22 protein-coding genes, 4 tRNA genes and 1 pseudogene are annotated in these 25,469 nt (G+C 61.4%); 14 read left to right on the forward strand and 13 right to left on the reverse strand.

Annotated features, from left to right (window positions below):
• Nucleotides 1-57 precede the first annotated feature (57 nt).
• Complete coding sequence (locus B6S01_RS01940) at nt 58-975, forward strand: pseudouridine synthase (protein WP_037465764.1); 918 nt, start codon at nt 58-60, stop codon at nt 973-975.
• 60 nt (nt 976-1,035) lie between these two features.
• Entirely contained in the window at nt 1,036-1,575 is a 540-nt protein-coding gene (gene rsmD, locus B6S01_RS01945) for a 16S rRNA (guanine(966)-N(2))-methyltransferase RsmD (protein ID WP_037465672.1), read from the forward strand.
• 79 nt (nt 1,576-1,654) lie between these two features.
• Here the strand turns inward: rsmD and B6S01_RS01950 are convergent, their stop codons facing one another.
• Nucleotides 1,655-2,104 (reverse strand): globin domain-containing protein, encoded by a 450-nt coding sequence (locus B6S01_RS01950; RefSeq protein WP_037465666.1) that lies wholly within the window; start codon nt 2,102-2,104, stop codon nt 1,655-1,657.
• Nucleotides 2,105-2,215: 111 nt separating this feature from the next.
• On the opposite strand from B6S01_RS01950, the gene B6S01_RS01955 reads away from it, so the two are divergent.
• Entirely contained in the window at nt 2,216-2,668 is a 453-nt protein-coding gene (locus B6S01_RS01955; RefSeq protein ID WP_037465663.1) for an RrF2 family transcriptional regulator, read from the forward strand.
• Here B6S01_RS01955 and B6S01_RS21255 read toward each other — a convergent pair.
• Together B6S01_RS21255 and B6S01_RS01965 are read right to left on the reverse strand one after the other, a co-directional pair.
• Nucleotides 2,665-3,123: a hypothetical protein gene (locus tag B6S01_RS21255; RefSeq protein ID WP_037465660.1), complete on the reverse strand. Its 459-nt coding sequence runs from the start codon at nt 3,121-3,123 to the stop codon at nt 2,665-2,667. The genes B6S01_RS01955 and B6S01_RS21255 overlap by 4 nt on opposite strands.
• A 130-nt stretch (nt 3,124-3,253) precedes the next feature.
• A complete protein-coding gene (locus B6S01_RS01965) occupies nt 3,254-3,649 on the reverse strand; it encodes a GFA family protein (RefSeq protein ID WP_037465657.1) in 396 nt (131 codons plus the stop codon).
• Nucleotides 3,650-3,751: 102 nt separating this feature from the next.
• Here B6S01_RS01965 and B6S01_RS01970 point away from each other — a divergent pair, with 102 nt between their 5' ends.
• Nucleotides 3,752-6,028 carry an ATP-dependent helicase gene (locus B6S01_RS01970; protein ID WP_037465653.1) on the forward strand — a complete coding sequence of 759 codons (2,277 nt, stop codon included), beginning with the start codon at nt 3,752-3,754 and terminating at the stop codon, nt 6,026-6,028.
• 15 nt (nt 6,029-6,043) lie between these two features.
• On the opposite strand, the gene B6S01_RS20950 is transcribed toward B6S01_RS01970, so the two are convergent.
• The 4 genes from B6S01_RS20950 to B6S01_RS01990 all read right to left on the reverse strand — a co-directional run bounded on the left by B6S01_RS20950 (nt 6,044) and on the right by B6S01_RS01990 (nt 7,225).
• Complete coding sequence (locus B6S01_RS20950; RefSeq protein WP_037465652.1) at nt 6,044-6,298, reverse strand: hypothetical protein; 255 nt, start codon at nt 6,296-6,298, stop codon at nt 6,044-6,046.
• A gap of 163 nt (nt 6,299-6,461) precedes the next feature.
• Nucleotides 6,462-6,537: transfer RNA gene (locus B6S01_RS01980), tRNA-Ala, on the reverse strand.
• A gap of 187 nt (nt 6,538-6,724) precedes the next feature.
• Nucleotides 6,725-6,800 (reverse strand) — tRNA-Ala (locus tag B6S01_RS01985).
• A gap of 89 nt (nt 6,801-6,889) precedes the next feature.
• Nucleotides 6,890-7,225 (reverse strand): TIGR02300 family protein, encoded by a 336-nt coding sequence (locus B6S01_RS01990; protein WP_037465650.1) that lies wholly within the window; start codon nt 7,223-7,225, stop codon nt 6,890-6,892.
• A 150-nt stretch (nt 7,226-7,375) separates the two neighbouring features.
• On the opposite strand from B6S01_RS01990, the gene aroA reads away from it, so the two are divergent.
• The 7 genes and pseudogenes from aroA to B6S01_RS02025 all read left to right on the forward strand — a co-directional run bounded on the left by aroA (nt 7,376) and on the right by B6S01_RS02025 (nt 14,190).
• Nucleotides 7,376-8,716 carry a 3-phosphoshikimate 1-carboxyvinyltransferase gene (aroA, locus tag B6S01_RS01995; RefSeq protein ID WP_037465648.1) on the forward strand — a complete coding sequence of 447 codons (1,341 nt, stop codon included), beginning with the start codon at nt 7,376-7,378 and terminating at the stop codon, nt 8,714-8,716.
• Complete coding sequence (locus B6S01_RS02000; protein WP_037465645.1) at nt 8,713-8,964, forward strand: CBU_0592 family membrane protein; 252 nt, start codon at nt 8,713-8,715, stop codon at nt 8,962-8,964. Before aroA ends, B6S01_RS02000 begins: the two co-directional genes overlap by 4 nt.
• Nucleotides 8,961-9,595 (forward strand): annotated as a pseudogene (cmk, locus tag B6S01_RS02005) ((d)CMP kinase). Before B6S01_RS02000 ends, cmk begins: the two are co-directional and overlap by 4 nt.
• Before the next feature lie 171 nt (nt 9,596-9,766).
• The gene (gene rpsA / locus B6S01_RS02010; RefSeq protein WP_037465637.1) at nt 9,767-11,479 is read left to right on the forward strand and encodes a 30S ribosomal protein S1; all 1,713 of its coding nucleotides are present in this window, start codon (nt 9,767-9,769) and stop codon (nt 11,477-11,479) included.
• A gap of 164 nt (nt 11,480-11,643) precedes the next feature.
• Nucleotides 11,644-11,931, forward strand: a complete 288-nt coding sequence (locus B6S01_RS02015) for an integration host factor subunit beta (protein ID WP_037465632.1) — start codon at nt 11,644-11,646, stop codon at nt 11,929-11,931.
• 51 nt (nt 11,932-11,982) lie between these two features.
• Nucleotides 11,983-12,068 (forward strand) — tRNA-Leu (locus B6S01_RS02020).
• 337 nt (nt 12,069-12,405) lie between these two features.
• Nucleotides 12,406-14,190, forward strand: coding sequence for a cation:proton antiporter domain-containing protein (locus B6S01_RS02025; RefSeq protein WP_037465630.1), 1,785 nt, complete (start codon nt 12,406-12,408; stop codon nt 14,188-14,190).
• A 63-nt stretch (nt 14,191-14,253) separates the two neighbouring features.
• On the opposite strand, the gene alaS is transcribed toward B6S01_RS02025, so the two are convergent.
• On the reverse strand, nt 14,254-16,908 hold the full coding sequence (gene alaS / locus B6S01_RS02030) for an alanine--tRNA ligase (RefSeq protein WP_037465628.1): 2,655 nt from the start codon (nt 16,906-16,908) through the stop codon (nt 14,254-14,256).
• Nucleotides 16,909-17,104: 196 nt separating this feature from the next.
• Between alaS and B6S01_RS02035 the strand changes: the two genes are divergently transcribed.
• The 3 genes from B6S01_RS02035 to B6S01_RS02045 all read left to right on the forward strand — a co-directional run bounded on the left by B6S01_RS02035 (nt 17,105) and on the right by B6S01_RS02045 (nt 21,279).
• Nucleotides 17,105-18,231, forward strand: a protein-coding gene (locus tag B6S01_RS02035; protein WP_202819442.1) for an IS3 family transposase whose coding sequence is annotated in 2 segments (ribosomal slippage) — nt 17,105-17,336 and nt 17,336-18,231 — 1,128 coding nt in all. Because the reading frame shifts where the segments join, the coding sequence is not laid out codon by codon here.
• A 72-nt stretch (nt 18,232-18,303) separates the two neighbouring features.
• A complete protein-coding gene (locus B6S01_RS02040; RefSeq protein WP_037463010.1) occupies nt 18,304-20,571 on the forward strand; it encodes an NADP-dependent malic enzyme in 2,268 nt (755 codons plus the stop codon).
• A gap of 30 nt (nt 20,572-20,601) precedes the next feature.
• Nucleotides 20,602-21,279 carry a L,D-transpeptidase family protein gene (locus tag B6S01_RS02045; RefSeq protein ID WP_037463012.1) on the forward strand — a complete coding sequence of 226 codons (678 nt, stop codon included), beginning with the start codon at nt 20,602-20,604 and terminating at the stop codon, nt 21,277-21,279.
• Between the two features lie 6 nt (nt 21,280-21,285).
• On the opposite strand, the gene B6S01_RS02050 is transcribed toward B6S01_RS02045, so the two are convergent.
• The 5 genes from B6S01_RS02050 to lon form a co-directional block, all read right to left on the reverse strand.
• Nucleotides 21,286-21,819, reverse strand: coding sequence for a hypothetical protein (locus B6S01_RS02050; protein WP_037463013.1), 534 nt, complete (start codon nt 21,817-21,819; stop codon nt 21,286-21,288).
• Nucleotides 21,806-22,177, reverse strand: coding sequence for a phosphoribosyl-AMP cyclohydrolase (gene hisI / locus B6S01_RS02055; protein WP_037463014.1), 372 nt, complete (start codon nt 22,175-22,177; stop codon nt 21,806-21,808). The genes B6S01_RS02050 and hisI overlap by 14 nt, the downstream gene beginning before the upstream one ends.
• 63 nt (nt 22,178-22,240) lie before the next feature.
• Nucleotides 22,241-22,317: transfer RNA gene (locus tag B6S01_RS02060), tRNA-His, on the reverse strand.
• 248 nt (nt 22,318-22,565) lie between these two features.
• The gene (locus B6S01_RS02065) at nt 22,566-22,838 is read right to left on the reverse strand and encodes an HU family DNA-binding protein (RefSeq protein WP_037463015.1); all 273 of its coding nucleotides are present in this window, start codon (nt 22,836-22,838) and stop codon (nt 22,566-22,568) included.
• Between the two features lie 180 nt (nt 22,839-23,018).
• Complete coding sequence (gene lon, locus B6S01_RS02070; protein ID WP_037463016.1) at nt 23,019-25,415, reverse strand: endopeptidase La; 2,397 nt, start codon at nt 25,413-25,415, stop codon at nt 23,019-23,021.
• Nucleotides 25,416-25,469: the final 54 nt, after the last annotated feature.

Here is a 25,469-nt window from a genome sequence, read left to right on the forward strand (position 1 = left end):
ATTTTCACGGCTTTCCTGATATGGGAATGGCCTCGCTTCGTTAAAAGGAACCGCCGCGTGGAGCCGCCGAAAAAATCTGGACCGCCTCGCCGCGCAGGACCCGGCGGTCCCCGGCGCCCTGGCGAAGGCAGGGCCGCGACCGGCTCCCGCCCCGCGCGCCCGCCATTTCGGAAGGCAAAGGCGGCCCCGGCCACTCCCGCCAATCCTCATCCCGCCCGCGCCGCCGCCGTCGCCAGCGGCAAGAATGAACCGCAGCGCATCGCCAAGCTGCTGGCCCGCGCGGGGGTTGCATCCCGTCGTGAGATCGAACGGATGATCGAGGATGGCCGGATCACGCTGGACGGGGAAGCAGTGACGACGCCTGCCACGCTGCTGACCTCGCTCAATGGCATCGCCGTGGATGGCAACCCCGTCGCCCAGCCCGCGCCCACGCGCCTGTTCCTTTTTCACAAGCCTTCCGGCTATCTCACGGCGGAGCGTGACCCGCGTGGCCGCCCGACCATCTACGACCGGCTGCCCGCCGACCTGCCCCGCCTCATGCCCATCGGTCGGCTCGACATGACGACCGAGGGCCTTCTGCTCATGACCACCGACGGCGAATTCAAGCGTCAGATGGAACTGCCGGCCACCGGCGTTCCGCGCACATACCGCGCCCGCGCTTTTGGCGAAATCAGCCAGGCTCAGCTTGAAGACCTGTTCGACGGCATAGAGATTGATGGCATTCGCTACGGCCAGATCGAGGCGAATCTGGAACGGCGGACGGGCCGCAACCAGTGGATCGAAATGACCCTGACCGAAGGCAAGAACCGCGAAGTGCGCCGCGTGCTGGAACATTTGGGGCTTCAGGTAAGCCGCCTGATACGCACCAGCTACGGTCCCTTCCATCTGGGCGAGCTTGCGTCCGGCGCGGTCGAAGAAGTGCGCCAGCATGACCTGATCCTGTTTCGCAAGACGCTGAAACCGCTCAAGTCCTAAGGTTTTAATCCGCTTGCCCTTATCCGTGAAATCCAACAACGCACAAAGCCGGACGAAGCCATGAGAATAATCGCAGGCCAATGGCGTGGCCGCCCGCTGGTGGCCCCCAAGGGCGACGCAACCCGCCCCACCGCCGACCGCACCCGCGAAACGCTCTTTTCGATGCTGCTCAGCCGGGTGGGTTCATTCGAAGGGCTGGCCGTCGGCGACTTTTTCGCCGGGTCGGGCGCGTTGGGTTTCGAAGCCCTGTCGCGCGGCGCGGCCACTTGCCTCTTCGTCGAGCAGGACCGGGCCGCACTGGACGCTATCCGCGCCAATGGTGAAAAACTGGGGTTGCGCCCCGACATCCGCCAGAGCAGCGTGCTCTCGCTCGGCCCTGCGGCAAAGCCGCTCGACCTCATCCTGATGGATCCGCCCTATAATAGCGGCGCGGGCGCGGTGGCCCTCGACAAGCTCGGCCGTCTGGGCTGGACCGGTCCCGCAACGTGGATCAGCATCGAAACCGACCGCCGCGAAGATGTGGACGTCAAGGGCTTCGTTGTCGAAACCATCCGTGATGTCGGGAAGGCGCGGTTGACGTTGCTCCGGGCCGAACCTTGAAACGCCCCTCCCGCACGCGGTCAAACGAGGCGCGCGACTTGCTTGGAAGGCCGGGGGCGAGCTAGCCCCCGCTCACAATTCAAGCCGCTTCGGCGTCCTCATAGGCCTGCGCTTCCTTGCCGATCAGTATCTCCGCCAGGAACCAGTAGGCCTTGCCCCAGGCATCAAGCACAGCGTCGGTGGCCACTTCCTCGCCCAGCACATCGCGGATGGCGGGCAGGAGTGCCGCAGCGACCTTGGGATAATGCTCCGGCTTCACCCCGGTTTCGACATGACGCTGCACCATGCGGGCGACTGCGCCCTCCAGCGCCTGCAACTTGTCGATATTCTCCGCATAGCCAAGGATCGCCGCCGCCAGCCGCTTGGGCTGCTCGCCGCTTTCCTGCGCGGCTTGGTCGAACATGTCCTTGATCGAAGCATCCTGGAACAGCCGGGCGTACATGGCCGTGGTGATCTCTACCCCATGGCTGCGCAGGGCAGGCGCTGTGGCTTTGACGATCGCTATGGTTTCCGCGGTAAGCTGGCTCATGGAATGCACCCCTTTTGAGACTCGATAAAGGTGCATTTACGTTGCATCTTTTAACATGTAAACAGGATACATGTTTTATTTCACAAACCCGTTCTTCTAACGCATTCATCCATGCAATTGACCCGCCACACCGACTACGCCCTTCGCGTCCTCATCCACCTCGCGGTCTCCCCCACGGGCCGCGCGACTATCGCCGACATAGCCGACGCCTATGCGCTATCCCGCAACCATTTGATGAAGGTCGTCCACCATCTCGGCCAAGGCGATTTCATCATCACCCAGCGCGGACGCGGCGGCGGCTTCAGCCTCGCTCGCTCGCCTGCAGAAATCATGCTCGGCGCAGTGATCCGGCACACAGAAACAGACATGAATTTGGCCGACTGTGGCAGCTGCGCCCTTCGTCCCGCCTGCGGTCTCTCGGGCATATTGAAGGCGGCGACCAACGCCTTCCTTGCCGTCCTCGATCAACATAGTCTCGCCGACGCTGCACGCGACAAGGCCGGGCTCGCAGCTCTGATCGCCGCCTTGCCCGGCCCCACCACTTTAATCAGCGACGGTTGTTAGCGGCCCCTCTTGGCGCGTCGCGCTTCGCCCGGATTGATGCAGCTATCCTGCACAGTCCGGCTGCATAACGGATAATCCTTCGTCGCCGCTGGGGGCGGGGTCATATTCCCGCCAACGGTTACAGGATTGGAAGAACTGCCCACAGGCGCTGCCGGGTCAGTGGGGGCGCCCGCCGGAGCAGGAACCATGCCCGTGTCGTCCGGCACAGCGCCCGTCGGTTGACCGGCATTGGGATCCGCCGGCGTCGCAGGGGTAGCGGGCGTCGCCGCTTCACCCGGCATACCGGGCGTCGCAGGCGTAGCCGGGGTCGCTGGAACAGCCGGATCTGCAGGCGGCATGGAGCCGGCTTCGGGGGGCTGGGCCATACTGTTCGGCACACCCTGAGCGATCGCAATGCCAGTAGCGCCTGTACCGAAGGCCAGCATGGCCGCACCTGCAAGCATGATCGATTTCATCGGGTTATCCTTTCCTGTTCTTCACCCCGTTCTGCCTCTTGGCTTGGCAAGAACCGGGCCCGTAACACAGGCGTTCCGATACCGGCGACGAACCGTTGCCTACGCGCCACCAAGTGACGGCCGCATGCCCTTACTGATCCGGATATCGATCGGACCGGGGCAGTTCGTGCATTCTCCCCATCCACGGCGCCGCCTCTGCCCACTGGATGTGGATGGCTGGGGGAAATGCCGACTGATCGTCCAGGGTAGCCGTTTGAATATCGACCATTCCGGGAAAGCTGATCGCATTGCGATAAAACAGCCCTGTGCCACAGGTCGCGCAGAAATGCCGGGTAGCATCCTGCGAGGATCGATACGCCTTCGGCTCACCGATTACCTTGACGTCATCCTCGGGGAAAAGCACCCATCCCACCATTGGCGCGCCAGCGCTTCGGCGGCAATCCGAACAGTGGCAGAGCGCGCTGTATACCGGTTCGCCCCGCACCTCATAATGGATGGCTCCACATTGGCACCGCCCAGTCGCCATGGCCTTTCTCCTTGCATGATTCGCCTTTTGTTCTCATAGAAGGGCCTGCACTTCAAGGGCGTCGCTCTTGCCCCCTCCTGCCTTGCTCCCTAGTTGTTGACCATGACCCTGCCCGCTCCTTCGCCGAACGATCCTGACTATCTCAAGGGTCTCAACGCCCCGCAGAGGGAGGCGGTGCTGACGACCGAAGGCCCAGTCCTGGTGCTTGCCGGCGCAGGCACTGGCAAAACGGCTGCCCTGACAGCGCGCCTCGCTCATCTTATTGCCACCCGCCGCGCCTACCCTTCCGAAATTCTGGCCGTCACATTCACCAACAAGGCCGCGCGCGAGATGCGCGAGCGCGTTGGCCGGATGATCGGACCAGCGGTCGAGGGCATGCCTTGGCTCGGAACCTTTCACGCCATCGCGGCCAAGATGCTACGCCGTCATGCCGAACTGGTTGGCCTGCAATCCAATTTCACCATCCTCGATACCGACGATCAGCTTCGGTTGATGAAGCAGTTGATCCAGGCGGAAGGGATTGACGAAAAGCGCTGGCCCGCACGCCAGCTCGGCGGCCTGATCGACCAGTGGAAGAATAAAGGGCTGACGCCTGAGGAGGTCGGTGCGGGAGAAAGCGAAGCCTATGCCAACGGACGCGGCCAGAAATTATATGCCGCCTATCAGGCGCGGCTTCGCGACGTAAATGCGTGCGACTTCGGCGACCTTCTGCTCCATGTCCTGACCATATTGAAGCGTCATCGCGATGTGCTGGAAAGCTACCAGCAGCGCTTTCGCTACGTCATGGTGGACGAATATCAGGATACCAACAGCAGCCAATATCTCTGGCTCCGCCTGCTCGCCCAGCAGCGCAAGAATATCTGCTGCGTGGGCGATGACGATCAATCCATCTACTCCTGGCGCGGCGCCGAAGTCGCGAATATCCTGCGCTTCGAAAAGGATTTCCCAGGCGCGAAGATCGTCCGTCTGGAACAGAATTACCGGTCGACTCCGCACATCCTGGGCGCGGCTTCGGGGGTCATCGCCGAAAATGGCAACCGCCTGGGCAAGACGCTCTGGACCGATATCGACGTTGGCGAAAAGGTGCGCATCATCGGCGTATGGGACGGGCCGGAAGAGGCACGCCGGGTCGGCGACGAAATAGAGTCCATTCAGCGATCCGGGCAATCTCTGGAAGAGGTCGCTATCCTCGTCCGGGCACAACATCAGACTCGCGAATTTGAAGACCGCTTCATCCAGATCGGGCTACCTTACCGGATCGTGGGAGGATTCCGTTTCTACGAGCGCGCGGAGATACGTGACGCCCTCGCCTATCTTCGCCTTGTCAACCAACCGGCGGACGACCTCGCTTTCGAGCGGATCGTCAACGTCCCGAAAAGAGGGTTGGGCGACAAGGCCGTTGAAAAGCTCCACCGTCTTGCACGCGCCGAGGGCATTCCGCTGGCGCTCGCGGCCGCCCGCATCCTCGACACCGACGAAATGACCCCGCAGGCGCGCCGCAGCCTTGGCGCGTTCATCGGCGACCTTGCCCGCTGGCGCGATCGCGCGGCTCAACTGCCCCATGCCGAACTGGCGCGTCAGATACTGGACGAAAGCGGCTATACCGCGATGCTTCAGGCCGAGCGCACCGCCGAAAGCGCGGGTCGGCTGGAAAATCTCAACGAACTGACCCGCGCCATGGAGGAATATGAGACGCTCGGCGCATTCCTCGAACATGTGTCGCTGGTCATGGACAATGATGCCCAGGCCGAGGAGCGCAAGGTCACGATCATGACCATCCACGCGGCAAAGGGACTGGAATTCGACACTGTTTTTCTCGCCGGTTGGGAAGAGGGTATTTTCCCGTCCCAGCGCGCCCTTGACGAAGGCGGCCTCAACAGCCTGGAGGAAGAACGCCGCCTTGCCTATGTCGCAATCACGCGCGCGCGCCGGCTGTGCGTCATTCTTCATGCCGCCAACCGCCGGATTTATGGCCAATGGACCAGTTCCATCCCGTCGAGATTCGTTGGGGAATTGCCACCCGAACATGTCGAGGAAGAAAGCAGCATGTCCGGGGGTGCTTCGCTCTGGCGCGCCAACTGGTCAGAGCGCGCCGATCCCTTCGCCAATGTCCAGCGCGGCACAGGGCGTGGCCCAGGCTGGCAGCGCGCGCAGCAAGGTGGCCAGTTCACGCGGGAGCCTGTCCGGATCGTAGAGGCCCGCGCCTCCGCCGTCTCTCTGGGCAACAAGGGACGCGACGACATGAGCGTCGGCCTGCGCATCTTCCACCAGAAATTCGGCTATGGCATCGTGGCGGAGATCGAAGGCAACAAGCTGGAAATCGACTTTGAAACCGCGGGACGCAAACGGGTAATGGACAGTTTCGTCCAACCTGCCTGAACGCTCCTTTGATCGTCAGTTTCCACCCGCTTCATTCGTGTCGATTATAGGGGTCGTCAGGGTCTGGACGGTATCGGGCTTTTCCACCGGGCGCGGGCCGCTTGCCCCCTTACTGTCACCACCACCACCGCCGCCTGAAGATGCGGCAATGGCGTCGGACAAAAGGGATGTGGACAGCATGACCGTGATCGCCGGCGGCACAGTCACGGCAAAGCGCCCGCATGATTGCAGAAAGCGGCGTCGGTCGTCGGTGGTGGCTTTTTCGGCCATCGCTATTCCCCCTTCGTCTGAGAAAACGGAGATAGCATCTTTGACCGCCACTCGCGCTCATTCTGAAGGTTTATGCCTATCGGCATATGCCGGCTATCCGCTGGATTGACCGGTCAAGTGAGCAACCGCACCAATATATTGTCAGTGGTTTCCGAGTATAGCTTGGTGGAGCCTAGCGGGATCGAACCGCTGACCTCCTGCATGCCATGCAGGCGCTCTCCCAGCTGAGCTAAGGCCCCATCGTAGCGCGGCACGAACCGCATCCCAATGGATCAGGCCATGTCCGGTAAGACCGTCGGCCATATGTCTGGAGTTCCTCGCCCGCTCGGAACTGGCAGGGCTGTTCCAGGCCCGGCCCGCTTCCTCACATGAACTCGGGTGTCCTTCGGAAAAATGCCCTTTCGGTCATCATTTCATCCGAAAAACTGGTGGAGCCTAGCGGGATCGAACCGCTGACCTCCTGCATGCCATGCAGGCGCTCTCCCAGCTGAGCTAAGGCCCCATTTCCAGTGTCGGCGCCGTTTGGGTCCGGCCACCGTGGAGGTCGCTGCCATTAGGTGGCGGCTCCCTCCTTGGCAAGCAGAAAATTACTTAATTGTCGTCGTCGCCATCGTTGCCGCCAGCATCGACGCCCAGGTCGTCATCACCGCCTAGATCGACATCATTGTCCGGCGAATCTCCGTCGTCATCGACGTCCAGATCCAGGTCCAGATCGTCATCTGCCGTCTCCAGTTCGCCGTCGGCTGTCTCGATGACCTTCTTGGGCGCTTCTTCATAAGGCAGCGGCTGCTTCGACTTCAAAACAGGCTCAGGTTCCCAAGCCGTTCCGCAGTTGATGCAGGTCACCGGGTCGTCCTTGCCCAGGTCATAGAAGCGCGTCGCACATTTTGGGCAGCTACGCTTCGTGCCCCATTCAGCCTTGACCATGTCCGGCCTTGTCCTTCTAACGAGTGCTCTAACAGAAATCACGCGGCACGACGATGTCGCCCGCGAAGCGACGCGCGCCTTGCCATAGCGAAACCGCGCTGTCAAAAGCCGGGCGCAATTTTTCAGTTCCCCGGCAAACGGATCAACCCCGTGACATCTTCTTCCGATCAACCCAATCCCATGACCTTCTCCAGCGCGCCCTCCCTCTCAGGGAGCATCCGGGTGCCCGGCGACAAGAGCATTTCGCACCGATCGCTGATGCTGTCGGCGCTTGCGGTGGGTGAAAGCCGGGTGAAAGGCCTGCTGGAGGGCGAAGACGTGCTCGCCACCGCCGCCGCCATGCGTGCAATGGGCGCGCAGATCAGCCGCGACGATGACGGCATATGGCACATTCGGGGCGTCGGCGTCGGCGGGTTGCTGCAACCGCAGTCTGCGCTCGACATGGGGAATAGCGGCACCTCCACACGCCTGTTGATGGGCCTGGTCGCCAGTCATGCGATCACCGCGACTTTCGTAGGCGACGCATCCCTCAGCAAGCGCCCCATGGCGCGCGTTACAGAACCCCTCTCCCGCACAGGCGCGAGCTTCACGTCCAGCCCTGGCGATCGACTGCCGCTCACCATGCGCGGAATCTGCCCAGCCGTCCCGCTGGACTATCGCCTGCCCGTCGCCTCCGCTCAGGTGAAATCGGCCATCCTGCTCGCTGGTCTCAATACGCCCGGCATGACGCGCGTCGTCGAACCTATCCCAACCCGCGATCATAGCGAACGCATGCTCAAGGGTTTCGGCGCAGATCTCAACGTAGAGGTAGAGACTGACGGCACGCGCATCATCACCCTGATGGGCGAAGCCGAACTGCGCCCGCAATCGATCGCCGTGCCGGGCGACCCATCATCGGCCGCCTTCCCGATGGTCGCCGCACTGCTGGTGCCGGGGTCGAAGGTGACAATCGCCAATGTCGGCCTCAACGCGACCCGCGCGGGGCTGATCGATCTGCTGCGCGAAATGGGTGGCGACATTCTGATCGAAAATCCGCGCGAGGTGGGCGGCGAACCGGTGGGCGACCTCGTCATCACCGCCTCTCCGCTCGTGGCCGTCGAACCCGATCCCGCCCGCGCGCCGTCGATGATCGACGAATATCCCGTCGCTTTCATCGCCGCCGCATTCGCCGAAGGGCGCAGCATTTTCCGCGGCCTTCAGGAACTGCGCGTGAAGGAATCGGACCGCATCGCCACTATGGCGGCCGGCCTGCGCGCGATCGGCGTCGACGTAGAGGAACTGGAGGATGGCATCGTTATCGAAGGCAGCGGCGGCGCGCTCCTTCCCGGCGGCGGCCCTATCTCCACCAAGCTCGATCATCGTATCGCCATGAGTTTCGCTGTCGCCGGCCTGGTATCGAAGAACGGCGTCACCATCGACGACATGCGTCCGGTCGCAACCAGTTTCCCCGGCTTCACCGGCCTTCTGCAATCGCTGGGCGCCATTCCATGACGTTAGACCTCGCCAATATCGTTGGTCTGATCGGGAGCAGTATGATGGTTATCGCCTATGCCTATAGCAACATGGCGAAGGTCTTGAATTTCACCCTTTTCAATCTGTTGAATCTGGTCGGCGCGCTACTGCTCATCTGTTCGTTGACGGTTCATTTCAACGTGGCGTCCATGGCGCTGGAAGTCGTCTGGGCCGTCATTGCGCTCATCGGCCTGGCCAAAGCGCTGCGGAAGGGGAAAGCGTCATGATCATCGCCGTCGATGGCCCCGCCGCTTCGGGCAAAGGCACGATCGCCAAGGCTCTGGGCCGTCATTATGGCCTGCCCGTGCTCGACACCGGCCTTCTTTACCGGGCTGTGGGCCTGGCCGTCCTGAAGACCGGGGGGACCCCGATCATGAAGCCGATGCGTTGGGAGCCTGCACGTTCAAGGACGCCGTGCTGGCAGACCCGGCGCTGCGCAGCGAAGCCGTCGGCTCGCTCGCTTCGCGCGTCTCTATCCATCAAAGCGTTCGTCAGGCATTGGTCAAACGCCAGCGTGACTTCGCCACCCAGCCGGGCGGCGCGATACTGGACGGCCGGGACATCGCCACCGTCATCGCGCCTGACGCGGATGCAAAGATCTTCGTCACCGCGAGCGTTCATGTCCGCGCCCAGCGCCGCTATGACGACGCCCTGTCTCATGGCGGCAATCCTGACATGGACAGTCTGATCGCCGACATTCAGGCACGGGACACGCGCGACATGAGTCGCGACCATGCGCCCCTGCGCATGGCGGACGGTGCGGACTTGCTCGACACCAGCAATTTGACTATAGACGCCGCCGTCCAGCAGGCCATTGCACTGGTGGACGCCCAGTTGGAACGTCGGCGGCAAGCCTGACGCGACGGCGGCGCTTGGGATGCCCAGGCGCCCTTTTCGCTTTTCCCAAAGGGGTGTCCCTTGTCACGGCCGAACGGATGTTCGCACGGTATTCGGCCGTGCGGGCGGTTTGGCCTGAAAGACCACCGGATACAACCGGTAGGCCAGCAATGATGTGTGAAGGAAACTACCATGGCCTCTACGGCATTCCCCTCGCGCGACGATTTCGCCGCGCTTCTCAATGATTCTCTCGGTGGCGAGGACGGCGGCTTCGAAGGCCGCGTCGTAAAGGGCACCGTTACCGGCATCGAAAACGACATGGCGCTGATCGACGTCGGCCTGAAGTCGGAAGGCCGCGTGCCGCTGCGCGAATTCGCTGCGCCGGGCCAGAAGGCCGAATTGAAGGTCGGCGACGAAGTCGAAGTCTATGTCGATCGCGTCGAAAATGCCCATGGCGAAGCCATGCTGTCGCGCGACCGCGCGCGCCGTGAAGCCGCCTGGGACAAGCTGGAAAGCGAGTTCACCGAAAACGCACGCGTCGAAGGCGTCATCTTCGGCCGCGTCAAGGGCGGTTTCACCGTCGATCTCGACGGCGCCGTGGCGTTCCTGCCCGGTTCGCAGGTCGACATTCGCCCCGTCCGCGACGTCACGCCGCTGATGGACATTCCGCAGCCGTTCCAGATCCTGAAGATGGATCGCCGCCGCGGCAACATCGTCGTGTCGCGCCGCGCCATTCTGGAAGAAACCCGCGCCGAACAGCGTAGCGGCCTTATCCAGACGCTGGCCGAAGGTCAGATCATCGAAGGCGTCGTCAAGAACATCACCGACTATGGTGCGTTCGTTGACCTGGGCGGCATCGACGGCCTGCTGCATGTCACCGACCTCAGCTACAAGCGGATCAACCACCCGAACGAGATGATCAACATCGGCGATACCGTCCGTGTCCAGATCATCCGCATCAACCGCGACACCCAGCGCATCAGCCTTGGCATGAAGCAGCTGGAAAGCGATCCGTGGGAAGGCGCCGCCGCCAAGTACCCGATTGGCGCCAAGCTGTCGGGCCGCGTCACGAACATCACCGAATATGGCGCGTTCGTCGAACTGGAGCCGGGCATCGAGGGCCTGGTTCACGTGTCGGAAATGTCCTGGACCAAGAAGAACGTCCATCCTGGCAAGATCGTTTCGACCAGCCAGGAAGTCGAAGTCCTGGTCCTGGAAGTCGATCCCGAAAAGCGTCGCATCAGCCTCGGCCTCAAGCAGGCCCAGAACAATCCTTGGGACAGCTTTGCCGAACGTCACCCGATCGGCTCGACCGTCGAGGGCGAAGTCAAGAACGCAACCGAGTTCGGCCTGTTCATCGGCCTGGACGGCGACGTCGACGGCATGGTCCACATGTCGGACATCGCCTGGGGCATTTCGGGCGAAGACGCGCTGGCTCTCCACCGCAAGGGCGAATCGGTTCAGGCCGTCGTTCTCGACATCGACGTCGAGAAGGAGCGCATCAGCCTTGGCATGAAGCAGCTTGAGCGTGGCGGCCCGGCCGCTGGTGGCACCGCTGCCGCGGCTGCCGGCCTCAACAAGAACTCGATCGTTACCGTGACGGTTCTGGAAGTCCGCGACGGCGGTCTGGAAGTCCAGGCTGGCGAAGACGGCGCTGCCGGCTTCATCAAGCGCAGCGACCTTGGCCGTGACCGCGACGAACAGCGTCCGGAACGTTTCCAGGTCGGCCAGAAGTTCGACGCCATGGTCACCGGTTTCGACCGTGCCAAGAAGCCGACCTTCTCCGTCAAGGCGATGCAGATCGCCGAAGAAAAGCAGGCCGTGGCTCAATATGGTTCGTCCGACAGCGGCGCATCGCTGGGCGACATTCTGGGCGAAGCCTTGAAGGCGAAGAGCGAAGGCTAATCTCCTTCGAGGTCTATCTAAAGTAATAGAGCCCGCCGGAAGGACTTCCGGCGGGCTTTTTCTATCCCAAAATGAGAGCATAACTACCGACATTGGATAATTGTCATGAGGTAACGAACTCACTATAAATTAAGCGGGAACCAGAAGGGGGAGCTGGAGGACCAATGATACGCTCGGAACTGATACAGACTCTGGCAGAGGAAAATCCGGACCTCGGACTTCAAGAGGTCGAACGGATTGTTGATCTCTTCTTCAGGGAGATCGTGGACCGCCTTTCAAACGGCGGCAGGGTGGAGTTGCGCGGCTTTGGGGCGTTCACCACACGTGCGCGCGACGCACGCACAGGACGCAATCCGCGCACGGGGGAGCAGGTGCCGGTGTCCGCAAAGCGCGTCCCTTACTTCAAACCAGGCAAGGAAATGCGGGAACGTCTGAACAGCAAGACGCACTGAATAGCAGCGCGTCTTGACCTGCGCGCTCGGAGACGTCAGGGGGATCGCCACGCGGACGTGGCGAAATCGGTAGACGCAGCGGACTTAAAATCCGCCTCCCCCTGGGAATGCGGGTTCAAGTCCCGCCGTCCGCACCAGCTTGCATCACATATCGACGCGCTAGGGCGTAAACTCATGAATGGCGCGTTCGAGGCGTCAAAATGGCGAACATATCGCGCCGAAATGCACGGCGCGAAGCTCATACGCCTTTGCAAGCCTATTTCGGTTTCAGATGGAAGCCATTTGGGCGTCCTGCGGATTTGACCAAAAAGTCCCATCCCGGCGTCGAGAGTGCTTGAAATATCGACATATTCCTGCGCCATCTTTCGTTGTGTCGGGCCTTTTTGCTTCAAACCTCAAACGCGCCATTTCTGAGTTTACGCCCTAGTTGCGCGCAGGGCTGGAAATTCTGCGCGGTTCCCGCAATGGTGAACCATGGCCGGTGCAATCAATCCACAAAGTTTCAGCGATTCCCTGGTTATCCTGGGAGCGGCCGGCCTGGTGATCCCAGGCTTTGCGCGCTTCCGCATCAGCCCTGTGATCGGCTTCATCCTTGTCGGCCTTGCGGTAGGGCCATCGGGCCTTGGTGCGCTCGTCGGCCAGTATCCCTGGCTCTACCATGTCACCATTTCGAACAGGGAGGCGATAGAGCCTTTCGCTGAACTCGGCGTCATTTTACTGCTTTTCTCCATAGGCCTGGAACTGAGCTTCCGTCGCCTCTGGGTCATGCGAACGCAGGTCTTTGGGGTTGGTGCGACCGAACTGGTGGGAAGCGCCGCCCTGATCGCGCTGGGCCTTTACTGGCTTGGCCAACCCCTTGCAGGAGCAATCGGCCTTGGCTTGGCGCTCGCACTTTCGTCAACCGCCGTAGTGCTGCCCATGGTCGGAACACAGAGCGCGGTGGGACGCGCCGCTTTTGCGATGCTCCTGTTCGAAGATCTTGCGCTGGTTCCCATCATCTTCATGCTCGGTGCACTCGCACCGTCGGTTGCGTCCAGCCCGGATGGCGCGTGGGGCGCGCTCGCTGATACCCTGCTGAAAGGCGGGATCACAATTGCTGTCATGTTGGTGCTAGGCCGCATTGTCCTGCCACGCATATTCAGTCAGGCCGCCCGCACCAAAAGTCCCGAAGTTTTCCTCGCGGCCAGCCTGCTTGTCGTGATCATCTCCAGTATCGCGACATCGGTCGCTGGCCTGTCACCCATCGTGGGCGCCCTGCTGGCCGGGCTGCTGATTGCCGAAACCGAATATCATGGCGAAGTCGAAGTGATGACCGCGCCGTTCAAGGGCCTGGCCCTGGGCGTGTTCCTGATCACCGTGGGCATGAGCTTGGATGTCCGGGTGATCCTGGCGAACTGGCCCAGCCTGGTGCTGGCGGTCTTCGGGGTAGTCCTTGCGAAAACCGTCGTCACGGCGGCGCTCCTCTATATTTCCGGGGCTCGTAAGGGCGTTGCCCTTGAAGTCGGCGTACTCATGGCCAGCCCGTCGGAAACCACCTTGATCGTGCTTTCGACCGCCGCGGCAGCAAACCTCATTTTGCCGTCCACGGCCGCATTCTGGCAAATTGTGACGGCGATTGGCCTCACCATCACGCCCCTGCTCGCTCGCATCGGCCACGATATCGCAAGACGACTCGAAATGGCGCTGGGCGAAGATACGCCAGACCTCCACCAGGAAAGTACCGAAGCCGCCGCTGTCGTGATCGGCTTCGGTCGAGTTGGTCGCATGGTCTGCGATCTGCTGCGCGTCCACAATCAACGCTTTACGGTTGTTGAATCCGATCCCGATGTCGTCGCACAGGGTCGTCGTGACGGCTATCCGATCCTCTTTGGCGATGTGTCTCGCGTAGAAATGCTTGATAAACTTCGGCTGGGCCATGCCCGCGCGCTGATCCTGACCATGGACGATCCCGTCCTGTCGATCCGCGTGACCAAGCGAGTCCGCGGGTGGGTCCCGGATTTGCCGATCATCGCCCGCGCGCGCGATACCGACCATGCAGCACAACTATACAGGGCAGGCGCCAGCGATGCGGTTCCCGAAACGCTCGAAAGCTCCCTTCAACTGGCCGAAACGGCGCTCATTGACCTCGGCATCGCCATGGGGCCCGTCATCGCCTCCATTCACCAGACCCGCGAGGATCTGCGCATGGGTATTAAGGACGCGGCGCAAATGGACACCGCCCCGAAATTGCGAAGGCTGCGCCCCGACGAGGTGCCCTGACGATCAGCGGACCGCTCGCATCAAAACGACCCGGAAACCGCCAAGAAGCCCTTTGGCGACGGGTTATCCGGTAACCTTGGCCAACGCAGCCTTGACTGCATCGATGGCCATGGCCGCTTTCCCACCGTCCGGTCCACCGCCTTGGGCCATGTCGGCACGCCCGCCGCCACCCTTTCCGCCTAGCGCCTCAACGCCGGCGCGCACGAGGTCCACCGCGCTAATGGTCGCGACCAAATCTTCGGTAACGCCCACGGCGATGCTCGCCCGGCCATCGACGACTGCCAATATGGCGGACACCCCACTGCCCAAAGCCGCCTTGTTTTGATCCACGACGCCGCGTAATTCCTTGGGATCGAGCCCGTCAATGACCTGCCCGATAAAGTTGATGCTGCCGACCTTTTCCGGACCGGCGGCCTGTGCGGAACCACCGCCACCAAGCGCCAGCGCCTTCTTCGCTTCGGCCAATTCGCGCTCAAGCTTGCGGCTCTGCTCGACCAGGGCGGCGATCCGGGCGGGGACTTCCTCCGGCGTCGTCTTGAGCGCTGCTGCGGACTGGCGGAGCCGATCTTCACGGTCCGAAAGCCAGAGCCGGGCCGCTTCACCCGTCAGTGCCTCTATGCGGCGAACGCCCGAAGAAACGGCGCTTTCCGAGACGATCTTGAAGAGCGCGATATCGCCGGTCGCACGGACATGCGTGCCGCCGCATAATTCCACCGAATAGCTGTGCGCATCCCCCTTCCCCATGGAAAGGACGCGGACTTCGTCGCCATATTTCTCGCCGAACAGCGCCATCGCGCCTGCCTGAATGGCGTCGTCAGGCGTCATCAGCCGCGTCGTCACCGCTTCGTTGTGGCGGATCTGTTCATTAACATCCGCCTCTACAGCGGCGATCTGACTGTGGGTCAGTGCTTCGGGATGCGAAAAGTCAAAGCGCAGGCGTTCTGGTGCAACCAGGCTTCCCTTTTGCGTTACATGTGCGCCCAACTGGTTGCGAAGCGCGGCGTGCAACAAGTGGGTAGCGCTGTGGTTCGCGCGAATACGGTCGCGGCGGCCTTCATCCACCGTCATATGAACCGTATCGCCTACCTTGACGCTGCCCGCGCCAATCTTCGCCTTATGCGCGTGAAGGCGACCAAGCGGCTTGGCGGTATCTTCCACATCCGCGACGAGGCCGCCTTGCGAGCTGATGGTCCCAGCGTCGCCCATCTGGCCACCGCTTTCCCCATAAAAGGGCGTCTGGTTCGTGATGATGACAACCTCATCGCCGGGGCTGGCGATTTCAATGCGCGCGCCATCCCTGACTAGGGCAAGGACTTCGCCCTCGCCCTCGATCCCATTGTAGCCGATGAATTCGGTGCTGCCGGTGGTTTCGGCGATGTCGAACCAGATTTCGTCGGACGCCTTTTCACCCGAACCCTTCCAGGCAGCGCGAGCGGCGGCCTTTTGCTCGGCCATTGCCTCGTCGAATCCCGCCCGATCCACGCCCAGCCCCCGGGAACGCAGGGCGTCCTCGGTCAGGTCATATGGAAAGCCGAAGGTGTCATATAGCTTGAACGCGGTTTCTCCGGGCAGCGTGCCGCCGTCCGGCAATCCGGTCGTCGCCTCGTCCAGCAGCTTCAGCCCCTTTTCCAGCGTCTGGCGGAAACGGGTTTCCTCGCGCAACAGCGTTTCTTCGATCAGCGGCTGCGCACGCACCAGTTCCTGATAGGCGCCGCCCATTTCGGATACCAGGCTGCCGACCAGACGGTGCATCAACGGCTCCTTGGCGCCGATGATGTGCGCGTGGCGCATCGCCCGGCGCATGATGCGGCGCAGGACATAGCCTCGACCTTCGTTCGCGGGCAGCACGCCATCCGCGATGAGGAAGCTGGTCGAACGCAGGTGATCGGCGATGACGCGATGGCTGGCCTTGAACTCGCCATCCGTGGCCGTTCGGGTCAGCGCACCCGATTCCTCGATCAGCGCCTTGAACGTGTCCGTGTCGTAATTGTCGTGGACGCCCTGCAACACAGCCGCGATGCGCTCCAGCCCCATGCCGGTGTCAATGCTGGGCTTGGGCAGTTCGCCGACGATCTCGTTCGCTTCCTGCTCGTACTGCATGAAGACGAGGTTCCAGATTTCCACGAACCGATCGCCATCCTCCTCCGGGCTTCCCGGAGGGCCGCCCCAGATATGATCGCCATGATCGTAGAAAATTTCGGAGCAGGGACCACAAGGGCCGCTGTCGCCCATCGCCCAGAAGTTATCCTTTGTCGGAATGCGAATGATCTTGTGATCGGGCAGCCCTGCGATCTTCTTCCACAGGTCGAAGGCTTCGTCATCGGTGTGATAGACAGTGGCGGTCAGCTTTTCCGCCGGAATGCCCCATTCCTTCGTCAGCAGCGTCCAGGCATGGGTGATCGCCTGTTCCTTGAAATAGTCGCCGAAGCTGAAATTGCCCAGCATTTCAAAGAATGTGTGGTGGCGCGCTGTATAGCCAACATTGTCGAGGTCGTTATGCTTGCCCCCGGCGCGCACCGACTTCTGACTGCTCGCGGCTGTGGAATAAGGCCGCGATTCCAGGCCGGTAAAGACATTCTTGAACGGCACCATGCCCGCATTGACGAACATCAGCGTCGGATCGTTGTGCGGCACCAGCGGGGCTGATGGGACGATGGTGTGGCCGTTGGCCCCGAAATAGTCGAGGAAGGAGCGGCGAATGTCATTGGTCGAAGTCATGGGGGCGATTTAGTTGGAAGCGCTCCGGCGCACAAGCGGGGCTTTTCGTCGCGACGGTCGATTGGGTTATCTAATCGGATCGGCGGCGCATCTGGCACGAAATGCCGCCGCTCCGCCGCCTTGCGGCATTGTGGACTTGTAACGGTTTTGTGCCGGTCACTTGAGAGTTTAAGGCTCGTTCAAGGAGACCGACGAGATGATGAAGCATAGTGAAGAGTTCAAGCAGGAGGCTGTGCGCATTGCGCTGACCAGCGGGTTGTCGCGCGGACGCGTCGCGTCAGATTTGGGTGTCGGCAAGTCGACGCTGAACAAATGGGTTTCGCATTATCGTCCATCGGACCTGGTGGCAGCGCCGCAGGCAGATCTGGCACGAGAGAATGAACGGCTTCGCTTTGAGAACCGCGTGCTTCGGGAGGAGAGGGAAATCCTAAAAAAGGCGACTCAGTTCTTCGCGAGCCAAAGGCCGTGAGGTTCGCCTTTGTGCACAGCTGGCGGCATCGTTGGCCGGTGGAGCTGATGTGCCGTGTCCTTCAGGTGAGCGAGCGCGGTTATCGTTCCTGGCGCTCGCGTCCAGTAAGTCATCGGGAGCGGACAGACATGAGGGTGCTGGCCCATATTCGGGAACAATATAGCCTCAGCCTTGGCAGCTACGGTCGTCCAAGGATGACGATGGAACTCAAGGAGGCGGGCCTTGATGTTGGTGAGCGTCGGGTCGGCCGCCTCATGCGGATCAACGGGATCAAGCCGGTCCGCACACGCAAACACAAGGTGACGACGGACAGCCACCATCGCTTGGGTGTCGCAGCGAACTGGTTGGATGGCGACTTTGCCGCCGATGCGCCAAATTGCAAATGGGCTGGCGACATCACCTATGTCTGGACATCGGAAGGCTGGCTCTACCTTGCCGTCATCCTCGACCTGCACAGCCGCCGTGTCGTTGGCTGGGCTGTCAGCGATAGGATGAAGAAGGATCTGGCGATCCGGGCATTGGATATGGCGGTGCGCCTGCGCAATCCGCCGCATGGCTGCATTTTTCATTCCGATCGCGGCAGCCAATATTGCTCCTATGACTACCAAAAGAAGCTGCAGGCCTACGGCCTGCGTCCATCCATGAGCGGCAAAGGCAATTGTTACGACAACTCCGCCGTCGAGACATTCTTCAAATCCCTGAAGGCGGAAATGATCTGGCGGCAGAGCTGGCCAACCCGGCGGCAAGCAGAGGCCGCCATCTTTCAGTACATCAATGGCTTCTACAACTCACGGCGGCGCCATTCATATCTGGGCGGGATCAGCCCAATCGCCTTTGAGGCCAAGGTGGCATAATGAGATAGGTGACCGGCGCAAAACCGTTACAAGTCCATTGCTCCTATCCCAAATCAATTCTAAGGCCGCGCTATGGACGACAATACCCGCCGCGCAGCCCTGGATTATCATCGATTTCCCCAGCCTGGAAAGCTGCGGATCGAACCGACCAAGCGAATGGTCAACCAACGCGACCTGGCGTTGGCCTATTCACCCGGCGTCGCCGCCCCCTGCCTTGAGATCGCGGAGGATCCCGACAAGGCGATGGAATATACCGCGCGCGGTAATCTGGTCGCGGTCATATCGAATGGAACGGCGGTGCTGGGCCTTGGATCGATCGGCGCACTTGCCTCCAAGCCGGTGATGGAGGGCAAGGCGGTTCTTTTCAAGAAGTTCGCCGACATCGACGTCTTCGATATTGAGGTCGATACGACCGACCCGCAAAAATTCATCGACGCCGTTGCGCTTCTGGAACCGACCTTTGGCGGCATAAACCTTGAAGACATCAAGGCGCCGGAATGTTTCGCCATTGAGGCCGAACTCAAGAAGCGGATGAACATCCCCGTTTTCCACGACGACCAGCATGGGACCGCGATCGTCGTTGCAGCGGCAGTACGCAACGCGCTCGTGCTGCAAGGGAAGACTCTCGCCGAAGCCCGGCTGGTGACGTCCGGCGCGGGAGCAGCCGCGCTGGCCTGCGTCGACCTGCTCGTATCCATGGGGCTTCCGGTCGAACAGGTCACGCTTACCGACAAGGATGGCGTCATTCATTCGGGGCGCGAGGGTATGTTGCCCAATATGGCCCGCTATGCACGGGACACGAATGCGCGGACCCTGCCGGAGGTGTTGCCTGGGGCGAATATTTTCCTCGGATTATCCGCTCCGGGTGTCCTGAAGCCGGAATGGCTGCCCCTGCTGGCCCCAAATCCCCTGATATTCGCGCTCGCCAATCCTGAACCGGAAATCCGGCCCGAAGTGGCCCGGGAAGCGCGGCCCGATGCGATCGTCGCGACAGGGCGGTCGGACTACCCGAACCAGGTCAACAATGTCCTGTGTTTCCCGTACATCTTCCGGGGAGCGCTGGACGCCCGCGCAACGGAAATCAACGAAGCCATGAAGGCCGCCGCTGCGGAGGCAATCGCCGCCCTCGCCCGTTTGCCAGCCCATGACAGCGTGGCCCAGGCCTATGGCGGCCGCAAATTGGTGTTTGGCCCTGACTATATCATTCCCACGCCTTTTGACCCCCGCCTGATTGCGGAGATCGCCCCAGCGGTGGCGAAAGCGGCGATGGACAGCGGCGTGGCCAGGCATTCCCTGGACATCGACGCCTATCGCCGATCGCTCGCGCAGCAAAACACGCGTTCGGGCCAACTCATGCTTCCGGTGTTTGAGGCAGCGCGGGGAACATGCCGTCGGATCGCCTACGGCGAAGGAGAGGATGAGCGTGTGCTTCGCGCCATCCAGGACGGTCTCGATGAAGGCATCGTACGTCCGGTGATCGTCGCCCGGCGGCGGATCCTGAAGGACAAGCTGCCAAGCCTTGGCTTGCGCTTTGAACTGGACCGTGATGTCGAGGTCGTCGATCCTGAGACGGATCATGTGCTGATGGGCGAACTGGTGGAAGCCTATCGGGCCATTGCGGCGCGCAAAGGCGTCCCAACCGCTGAATTGCTCCGCCATGTCTATCGCCGGCCCACCGTCACCGCCGCCATGCTGCTGCGCACGGGGCGGGTCGATGCCGCGCTCGTCGGTGGAAACAGCGAATATTGGGGTCAGGTCGAACATGTCCTGCGGATCACGGACCGCCGGCCGGGGCACAGCCGCGTTTATGCTCTGTCGGGTCTCATCCTCGACGCTGGCGCGCTCTTCATCGCGGACACTCATATGGTGCCGGACCCGACGCCTGAACAGGTTGCGGAAATGGCTATCGCGGGAGCGACCGAGCTTCGGCATTTCGGATTGACGCCGCGCGTCGCCATGCTGTCCCACTCAAATTTCGGGGCATCACACAGCCCCAGTGCGCGCAAGATGCGGACAGCGCTGCAACTCGCCCGGAAGCAGGCGCCCGACCTGCTGATCGATGGCGAAATGCACGCCGATGCGGCGCTCAGCCAGTCGCTGCGCGAAAAGCTGGTGCCTGACTCCCGATTTGAAGGGCCGGCCAACCTTCTGATCATGCCCAATCTTGACTCGGCAAACATCGCTTTGACGGCCTTGGCTGCCTCGTCCAGCTCGCCCACGGTCGGGCCGATGCTGATGGGCCTGGCGCAGCCCATCCACGTGCTGACACCCGGCGTCACCGCGCGAGGCATCCTCAATCTCACCGCAATTGCCGCGGCTGAGGTCGATCGCGAAGGCTGACCTTAACCTTTTTCGTCCAACAAGGCAGCCATGACGCGATTGATCAAAGGCGTAGCCAAGGCGGCGGGTCCCAAGCTCCTCATTGGCGGCGCACTCGGCGCAGTCGCCTTGCTCGTGAGCAGCTATCTCGACCGAGGGCGCGATCTGCGCTCCGTCTCGGCAGAGGCTGCTCCGACCAGGCCGACGACTTCAAATCCTCCGGTGGAGCGCAGCCGCGCCCAGCCAATGGCCTTCGACCCGCACGCCTTGGTCGTGAAGAGCGTTCTGCCGGTCCCGCAGCCCTTTCGTCACGGGGATTATGTCTGGGACGAGAGCCGTGCTCCTGCGGCAGGGTCGGTGATCATCACGGTGGACCTGAAGGCGCAAACATTGTCCGCCTTTCGCGCCGGCCATGAAATCGGCGCGGCTGTAATCTTATATGGAGCCGATGACAAACCGAGTCCGGTGGGCGCCTTCCCGATCACGCAGAAGGACGCCGACCATGTATCGAACCTATATAACGCGCCCATGCCCTATATGTTGAGGCTGACGAACGACGGCGTCGCTATCCATGGCAGCAACGTGAAATGGGGCAACGCGACCCACGGCTGTATCGGAGTGCCCACCGCCTTCGCCCGAAAGCTGTTTAGCGCCGTGAAGCTTGGTGATCTGGTCATCGTCACGAATGGCAAGATGCTCGATACAAGTGACGCCCGCCGCAACGGATGAACTGTTTCAATCCAGGGTGCAGAGCGGCTTTCCGCCACGATCCTGTGCCCTCAACGCGCTTCCGGCCTCACTCCCAACGCGCGGAAAGCTGACACCGTCCAATGACCCGCGCCCCTTGCACAGGTCAGCGCATTTTACGTCGAGCACGCCCGGTAGCGAAAATTGATCGCCGTCATATTGGCCGATGATGATGCAGCCGCCCTCACCTCTGAAACGCAGGATCAACTTGTCGCCCGCCTGCCTTGCTATCCCGCCCCCTCGGCAGCTCTGTCCTTTTCCGAAAACCGCCTCCATGCCGAAACGAAAATCGCCAGCGCGTCCGGGGATTACACAGAAGCTGTCCCGGCCTGCCTCATGCCTGCGCTGGAAAAGACCGACCGGCGACAGTTTGGCCGTGTCCGCGATGACGCCGCTTTCGATCGCCGCGCGCTCCAGGCCGGTCGCTGGGGGCGTGGCGCCGGACGACGCCGAAGAGCGACCGCCATCGTCCTGACACCCAGCCAGGAGCAGCAGCAATGCAACCGCTCTATTCCAACACATCGACAGCAGTCAGTCCCTCTGGCCCGATACGGCGAAAAAAGCATGACCGCGCTCCCGTATGGCATGTCGGCCCCGCAGGCACGGCCTTCACCCATACGGCGTCCTGATCGCAATCGATCCGCATATCGCGTACCTGAAGCATATGACCCGACGTCTCGCCCTTTTTCCAAAGCGACTGTCGGCTACGCGACCAGAAATGGGCAAAACCCGTCTGGACGGTCAGCCCAAGCGCTTCTTCATTCATATGGGCGACCATCAGCACATCGCCGCTTTCAGCATCGGTGACGACGGCCGTGATCAGTCCGTCGCGGTCATATTTGGGATTGAGGGTCAGCCCCTTGTCGCGCGCGTCATTCATGCCCGGCTTATAGAGGGGCCGAAGGCTGCTGCGAACCCCAACGGGCCTGAAAAATGCAAATAATGGGGCGATCGACGGGATCCGAACCCGCGACCTCCGGTACCACAAACCGGCGCTCTAACCAACTGAGCTACGATCGCCACAGGGCCGCTCGGCCCAGGAGAGAAGCGGCACATATGCGGCCATTTGAAAGTCGTCAAGCCGACAATTACGCGCTCCGGCTGAAAAACAAAAAGGGCGCAGACCCTTCGTCCACGCCCCTCTTTGCGTTTCGGCATGCTGCTGCAGCGGGCACTGCCCTCCTGCCGCACTACTCTCCTAAAACTATCTAATCACCATTTTTGGCGATCATTATGGGTCATCGCGCCAAACTGGCGCAACGCCCCTTTTAATTCACTGAATCCTTGAGGCCCTTGCCAGCCTTGAACTTTGGCTGAGTGGAAGCCTTGATAGTCATCGTTTCGCCCGTACGCGGATTGCGGCCGGTAGACGCCTTGCGCTGGGAAACCGAGAACGTGCCAAAGCCAACAAGGCGGACTTCATCGCCCTTCTTAAGCGATGCGGAAATTGCATCAAACACACCCTCAACGGCCTTGCTGGCGTCGCTCTTGCTAAGGCCACTGCTTTCAGCAACAGCACTGATCAAATCCTGCTTGTTCATACCTTTGGAACCCCCTTCTAGCTTTGTGAATACCTAAGGAATCGCGGTATAGGCGGCGCAATAAGGCGTAGCTTCAGACGACTGTCAAAGGGAAAGCGACGAAGGCGCCACTATCGATGAGATTTTCCCGATATGGGACCCCGTCACCGCAAATGGCGTTAATCGCCGCCAGATCCCCCCTCAATGGCGCAGCGTAGCGTCTCCATCCCTGCCCTGTCCGGGACTAGGCTGGGCGGCAAGGTCGTCCTCTTCGGTCCAGGCGATCGCTTCGGGAAGCGAAACGAGCGCCCTTGAAAGCACCTCGTCCACGTGGGACACCGGCACAATTTCCAGACCTTCGAGGATATTAGCGGGTATTTCCGCCAGATCCTTCTCATTCTCCGCCGGGATCAACACCGTCTTGATGCCGCCACGCAGGGCCGCAAGCAGCTTTTCCTTCAGGCCGCCAATCGGCAGCACCCGGCCCCGAAGCGTTACCTCACCAGTCATCGCCACATCCTTGTGGACGGGGATGCCGGTCAGCGTCGACACAATGGTCGTGACCATGCCAATGCCTGCGGATGGGCCATCCTTGGGCACAGCGCCTTCGGGAAGGTGGATGTGGATGTCCTTGCGCGTGAAAATGCTGGGCTTAATGCCGTAACCGGGCGAACGCGCCTTTACATATGAGAAGGCCGCCTGCACCGACTCGGTCATCACTTCACCAAGCTTGCCGGTGGTCCGTATCGCCCCCTTTCCGGGCACGGTCACGGCTTCGATTGTCAGCAGCTCACCACCGACCTCCGTCCATGCAAGACCGGTGACAGCGCCGATCTGGTTTTCCTCTTCGCCAACGCCATGACGGAATTTCCGGACGCCAGCATAATCGGACAGATTTTCAGGCGTAATCGTGATCTTTTCGTAGGCCCCTTCCAGGATTTTCCGCAGCGCCTTGCGCGCCAGACGCGCCAGTTCGCGCTCAAGCGTACGTACGCCCGCCTCACGCGTATAATAGCGGATGAGATCGCGGACGGCGCTTTCCGTGACGTCCAGCTCGCCTTCCTTCAGGCCGTGAGCGTCGATCTGCTTGGGCAGCAGGTGGCGCTGGGCAATCTCGACCTTCTCGTCCTCGGTATAGCCTTCAAGCCGGATGATCTCCATTCGGTCCAGCAGCGGCTGGGGAAGGTTCAGTGAGTTCGCCGTGGTGACGAACATCACATCCGAAAGATCGACGTCGATTTCCAGATAATGATCCTGGAACTTGCTGTTCTGCTCAGGGTCCAACACCTCGAGCAACGCCGATGCGGGATCGCCCCGGAAATCCTGGCCCAGCTTGTCGATCTCATCGAGCAGGAAGAGCGGGTTCATCGTTCCCGCCTTCTTGAGGTTGGTGACGATCTTGCCGGGCAGCGACCCGATATAGGTGCGACGATGCCCCCGGATTTCCGCTTCATCGCGCACGCCGCCTAGCGACTGGCGCACAAATTCCCGGCCCGTAGCCTTGGCGATCGAACGGCCCAGTGAAGTCTTGCCGACGCCCGGAGGCCCGACAAGGCACAGGATCGGCCCCTTGAGCTTGTTGGTGCGCGCCTGAACCGCGAGATACTCCACGATCCGGTCCTTGACCTTCTCAAGCGCGAAATGATCCTCGTCCAGGATCGCCTGCGCACGCACCAGGTCGTTTTTGACCTTGCCTCGCTTGCCCCAGGGCAGGCCCAGAAGCACATCGAGATAGTTGCGGACGACCGTGGCCTCAGCCGACATCGGCTGCATGCCCTTCAGCTTCTTGAACTCGGCATTGGCCTTGGCGCGGGCTTCCTTGCTCAGCTTGGTCTTGGCGATCTTCTCGGCCAATTCGGCCAGCTCATCGCCTTCCTCGCCGTCGCTGTTGCCCAATTCGCACTGAATGGCCTTCAACTGCTCATTGAGATAATATTCGCGCTGGGTCTTCTCCATCTGGCGCTTCACGCGACCACGGATTTTTTTCTCGACCTGCAGCACGCCCAGTTCGCCCTCCATGAAGGCGAAAACCATCTCCAGGCGCTTGACCGGGTCAGCCTCGACCAGCAACGATTGCTTGTCTGCGACCTTCACATTGATATTCGCGGCGACGGCGTCCGCCAGGCGGCCGGCATCCTCAATCTCGCGCAACTGCACCGGCGTTTCTGCGGGCAGCTTCTTGTTGAGCTTGGCATAGTTCTCAAACTGCTCGGCCACCGACCGCATCAGCGCCGCAGCCTCCGGCCCCTCCGCCACGATTTCATCGATCGGATCGACCAAAGCTACCATGTGATTGTCAGCGCTGCTGATCGACTGCAACTGCGCCCGGTGCTTGCCTTCCACCAGTACGCGAACCGTCCCGTCGGGCAGCTTTAAAAGCTGCAGCACGATTGCGATTACACCTGTGTCGTACAGCGAGTCTCGGGCCGGATCGTCCTCAGCCGGATCAAGCTGCGACACCAGAAAGATTTCCTTGTCCCCTTCCATCGCAGATTCCAGCGCAGCAACGCTCTTGTCGCGGCCAACGAAAAGGGGGACGATCATCTGCGGAAACACCACGATGTCGCGCAACGGAAGAAGAGGATATTTCGTAGTCATTCAATCTCCGGGAGGCCGCCCCATCTTGGCTTAGCCGTGCGGTTCACCGCTTTA

This window comes from Sphingobium herbicidovorans (assembly GCF_002080435.1).
Lineage (GTDB): Bacteria > Pseudomonadota > Alphaproteobacteria > Sphingomonadales > Sphingomonadaceae > Sphingobium > Sphingobium herbicidovorans.